The sequence below is a fragment of the Pseudomonas sp. MT92 genome, assembly GCF_058792515.1.
Genome location: NZ_JBXAFA010000041.1, coordinates 1 through 4,631, shown reverse-complemented (window position 1 = coordinate 4,631; position 4,631 = coordinate 1). Strand labels below are relative to the sequence as shown.

General features: G+C 60.2%; 5 protein-coding genes. 3 read left to right on the top strand and 2 right to left on the bottom strand.

Annotation, left to right across the window (positions count from 1 at the left end):
• Together AC1Q6D_RS33075 and AC1Q6D_RS33070 are read right to left on the bottom strand one after the other, a co-directional pair.
• A partial coding sequence (locus tag AC1Q6D_RS33075; protein WP_492618505.1) for a Tn3 family transposase occupies positions 1-2,842 on the bottom strand: 2,842 nt, incomplete at its 3' end.
• A complete protein-coding gene (locus AC1Q6D_RS33070) occupies positions 2,826-3,428 on the bottom strand; it encodes a recombinase family protein (RefSeq protein ID WP_010465829.1) in 603 nt (200 codons plus the stop codon). The genes AC1Q6D_RS33070 and AC1Q6D_RS33075, both read right to left, overlap by 17 nt.
• 191 nt (positions 3,429-3,619) lie before the next feature.
• Between AC1Q6D_RS33070 and AC1Q6D_RS33065 the strand changes: the two genes are divergently transcribed.
• The 3 genes from AC1Q6D_RS33065 to AC1Q6D_RS33055 all read left to right on the top strand — a co-directional run.
• Positions 3,620-3,997 (top strand): type II toxin-antitoxin system RelE/ParE family toxin, encoded by a 378-nt coding sequence (locus AC1Q6D_RS33065; protein WP_003151133.1) that lies wholly within the window; start codon positions 3,620-3,622, stop codon positions 3,995-3,997.
• On the top strand, positions 3,978-4,313 hold the full coding sequence (locus AC1Q6D_RS33060) for a helix-turn-helix domain-containing protein (RefSeq protein WP_001172026.1): 336 nt from the start codon (positions 3,978-3,980) through the stop codon (positions 4,311-4,313). Before AC1Q6D_RS33065 ends, AC1Q6D_RS33060 begins: the two co-directional genes overlap by 20 nt.
• A 14-nt stretch (positions 4,314-4,327) precedes the next feature.
• A partial coding sequence (locus tag AC1Q6D_RS33055) for a transposase (protein ID WP_223198361.1) occupies positions 4,328-4,631 on the top strand: 304 nt, incomplete at its 3' end.

Here is a 4,631-nt window from a genome sequence, read left to right as displayed (position 1 = left end):
TGTAGAAGATGATCGCGTTGCCGATCAGCCTGGCGCACTGGTTGCTGATCTCGATTTCGATGTCGGTGCGGCCGGTCAATTCCTTCTTCCCACCGACTTGGGCGATGGTCGAGCGTAGCTGGTGATAGGACTCAATGCGGTTCTGCGAGCGGTGAACATTACGCTCCAGTTGCGGGTCGCGCAGGTAGCGCAGTGTGTAGATACTGCGGATGAGCTTGTCGAACTCGAAGATTGCGCGCCGCGTCGGGTTCGGCGCCGTATAGGTGCACAGCTTGCGGATCAGCGTGCCCTGCGTCATTTCCTTCAGGCCCAGTGTGGCGACGATTCGGTCGATGTTCGCCTTCTCACCGACGATGAGTTGCCGGTCGATCTGGCCAGCCGGCCGGATCAGGCATTTCTCGTACAATGCCAGATCATCGGCGCAATACAGCTCCTGCAACTGGTCGTCGAGGTCGGTGAAGCGCGGCTCGAAACGAAGTCCGAACCAGTGCAGGATGGCGAAGTTGGCCTTGTTGATGCTGTGCATGTCGCCGGTGATCGCGCTCGGCACGATGTCCGACGTGTTGCGGTACCAGATGTCGAACACGTGGTGAGCCTCGTACTCGTGTGCGCCTATCAGGTAGCCGTTCAACGGCACGTGATTGCACAGCAGCGTGTAGGCGACGACGCCCTTGCCGCGGCCGAAATATTTGCGCGAGTAGCGCGCCTTCACAGTTGGTCGCTCGACGCCGAATTTCTGCCCATCAACGGCACCGTACAACGAATCGAGGTCGAACGAGTAATGCGGGAAGATCGGCAGTGCGGCGATGGCGTTGCTGATGCAATCGTTGGCCACATGTAGCGTCGCCTGGCGCAGGTACTGCTGGTAGGTACTCTCCAGGACGTGGTACGGGATGTCGCTGGTACGTGCCATAACCTGGTTGCCGTGGTTCATGGCTTGGGCAATGATCACCGCCATCAGACTGTCGGCGTCGGCTACCTTCTTCGCATAGCGTGGCTGCAATGGTGTCAGCGCCGACAGGAACTGGCACTGGCCGTTGACGAAGCGAAACACGTCGGCGACATCGCAGTATGGCAGTTGCTCGTAGAGAGCTTGCTCGCGCGCCTTCTGGTTCTCCCCCTTGGGCTTGCGCCAGGTCAGTCTCTGCGTGTCCTTGTCGTATTCCAGGTGCGTCAGCTTGCCCTGTTTCAGCTCGCGATTGAACGCCACCCATTGCGCACGCAACTCGGTCGCCAGTGCATCGAGCTGGGCACTGACCGGCTGCCGCAGGAAGGGGATGTCCATCTGCGCGAGCACGGCGGCTTTCTCGTCCATCGAAACCAACTCGTCGGACAAATGCCGGTGCTGCAAGCTATCGTCAATGTAGAGCTCGCCCGCCTGGAAGCGTTTCCTGACCTGACGGTAAAGCCAGAATTCGTAACGATCGGCATGCAGGCCTGTCGGCGTGCCTTCGGCATCGAACATCAGCAGGTACGGACGCAAGCGTTTCGGCAGCGTTGCCGCCGGACATTCGTCGAGTGGCCGTTGTGATAGGCGCTGCTGCTTGGCGAACACGCTCTTGGCCCAAGTCAGCGCCGCGAGCCATGGGTTATCGGGGGCCGTGCCGGCGAAGTCGAGCGCGACGTACAGCGGCCGTAGATGGCGTCGAATGCGTTCGGCCAGGCCGTCCACCGCCTGCCAGTGCAGCGCCAGTTTGTTCAGTGGCTTGACGCTCATGCGCTGCGCCGTGTTTTGCAGCAATTCCCTGGACATGATTTTGTAGGCGCGTTGGCGCACCTCGCCGAACGGCGTCGGATCGGCCACGCTGTCGTCCACGTACAGCGACAGCAGGCGGCCAACCTGCGGCGTTTCCTGATGGCGTCGCAGCTGTTCGGCGACAAAGGACTGTTTCGCACCCGTGCGGCTCTCGTCCTCAAGTTTTTTCATGTGGAAGGCCATCGCGTCGACCAGGTTGTCGGTGAGCTGCCGGTAACGTACCCAGGCATAGCACAGCAGGTAGAGCCGGGTCTGCTCCGCCTTCAGGTGGCGCAGGTCATGGACGGTATAGAAGTTCGCCAGGCTCGCGTAGTACAGCAGGTTCTGCTGCGAGATGCCGAGCTTGGGCAGCAGCGCCTTGGCGATCCCGTGCAAGGACTTCAGCGTGGCGCGCTTCTCGCGCTCCCCTGCCATCTGACGCCAGCCGAAATCTTTAGCGTCCTGCTTGAGCGCTGCCAGTTGAGACAGGGTGTCGTCACGCACCAGGAGCTGGCCCAGCGCAGCTTTGGCCGATTCGTCCAACACTTCTGCCAGCAAGCCGCCCAAGCGCCTGCGTTCGGTGGACAGGGCTTCACTGACCAGCTCTTGTAAGGTGGTGTGGCCGGGCCGGATGATTTTGTGCTCGCTGAGCCAAACGATCAGTTCGGCGGCCACGAATCCTGGCATTACGTCGCGCCGCACGATCTGTTCAGCCTGCTGTGCCAGTTGCGGCAGGAAGCTAGCCGCCCACGACCGGTAGCCGAACAGTTCGGCGATCTGACCCCTCTGGCTGTAGTGCTCATGCTTGGTGATCGCCTTGCGTTCGAACGCTTCGCCGTGGAAATAGCGACTCAGCACGAAGGCGCAATCGTCCTCGACCTCATGCCAATCGAAGCGGAAGAAAGCATGCTTGGCCTTGAAGTAGCCGATCTGCAAGACGCAATAGACTTGGGCCTGCAGGCTAGGCCGGCTGCTGGCGAACGCCAGTTCAGATTCGGCCAACGCCAGGTATTCCAGCCGCTGAGCATCGTCGAAGTCCGGTAGGCCGTACAAGGCTTCCTGCTCTGCGTCAGAAAAGACGGTGAGTAGCTTATTCTTGTTGCTCATCGACCGTCCTTCCCGCACCACGCCAACCTGCTCGCGTCAATGTTTCGATCAACGTAGTGCGCTTGACATTGAAGTTGCGGCACACCGCCGCCTTAGACATGCCGCCATCGAGCGCGGCGACGATGGCGTCCAGCTTCTCACCAGTGATCGCCTGCGGCCGGCCGCCGATCCGGCCGCGTTTGCGTGCGGCGGCCAAGCCCGCGACGACGCGCTCCTGAATCAAGGCGCGCTCGTACTGCGCGAGCGCACCGAACACCTGGAACAGGAATTCGCCCGAGGGCGTCGTAGTGTCCAGGTTCTCTGTCAGCGAGCGGAACGCCACCCGCTTGTCCTTGAGCGAAGTCACAATGGCGAGCAGGTGCGACAGCGAGCGACCGAGCCGGTCGAGTTTCCACACCACCAGCACATCGCCGGCTCGAACGAACTCAAGCGCCCGCGCCAAGCCGGCACGGTCATCCTTCGCGCCAGAGGCACGATCCTCAAACAGGTGACGCGGATCGACGCCGGCGGCGAGCAGCGCGTCGCGCTGCAAGTCCGTGCTCTGGCGGTCGGAGTCCGACGACACGCGCATGTAGCCAACCAACATAGGCGGATAACCATCAAAAACAGGTTTCCGCATAATAGTGAATAGCGATAGAGTTTTCCGTACATTTTTGAGGGGGTGTTGCACAGGTAGCACAGCGGCGGCTGACAGCCTGTCGCAAAACAAATGTTTTACGACACCTCCTTGAGGTTGCCGCGTTTACATCATTACCTGAACAGGTATAAAATTCCGTCATGACAAACAAAGAAAAACCGCTCGAATGGATCGCGAGCAGCCACAAGGATTTGATGGCGTTGCCGTCCGACGTGCGTCGCCGTTTCGGTTACGCGCTCTCGTTGGCGCAGATAGGCGATCAGGATGACGCAGCAAAGGTGCTCAAGGGGTTCGGTGGTGCCGGCGTGCTGGAGGTCGTCGAAGACGATGCCGGCGGCACCTATCGAGCGGTATACACGGTCAAGTTTGCGGAAGCGGTGTTCGTCCTGCACTGCTTCCAGAAGAAGAGCAAGAGCGGAATCGCCACGCCAAAGGCCGACATGGACATCATCCGCGCTCGGCTGAAGGTGGCCGAGGTATTGGCACAGGAGCTACGAAATGCAAAAACGAATCATTGAAGGCGTCGAGGTTCAGCGCAGCTCGGGCAACGTCTTTGCCGACCTTGGACTGCCTGACGCTGAAAAGCTCAAGATCAAGACCGGCCTGGTGGTCGAGATCAGGAGGGCCATGCGCGCCCTTGGGCTGACTCAACAAGCGGCGGCCAAACGCATGGGCATCCCGCAACCGAAGGTGTCGGGCATGATGCGCGGCGACTTCACCAATCTATCCGAACGCAAGCTGATGGATTGTCTGAATCGCCTCGGCTACGACATCGAAATCAAGGTACGGCCAGCAGCCGAGCCGATCGGGCATCTAACGCTCGCAACCGCTTAATCGGAGCTCTCCTGATGGCAGCCCGCATCACCGACGACGAATGGGACGAACTGACTCCCGAGAATTTCGATACCACGGCACTGCTGCGTGCAGTCGATGCCGTGGACGTGCTGCGCGGCGATTTGAATGACAGCGCAGACGGCGCACCTCCGCAACTGCGCACCGACCTGTTGAAGCTGCATCAACTGGCAATGGCCGCGTTCAACGAGGGATCACGCAGCCGAGTGGCTGAGCTATTTGATCTCGCCGTGGATCTTCAGGATCAGGTTGATCATCTGATGACCTCGCTGGAACAAGTGCAAGAAACCCTGTCCCGGT

Coding starts and splice junctions, on each gene's coding strand:
- AC1Q6D_RS33065 (WP_003151133.1), top strand. CDS start 3,620: ATGACAAACAAAGAAAAACCGCTCGAATGGATCGCGAGCAGCCACAAG.
- AC1Q6D_RS33070 (WP_010465829.1), bottom strand. CDS start 3,428: ATGTTGGTTGGCTACATGCGCGTGTCGTCGGACTCCGACCGCCAGAGC.
- AC1Q6D_RS33060 (WP_001172026.1), top strand. CDS start 3,978: ATGCAAAAACGAATCATTGAAGGCGTCGAGGTTCAGCGCAGCTCGGGC.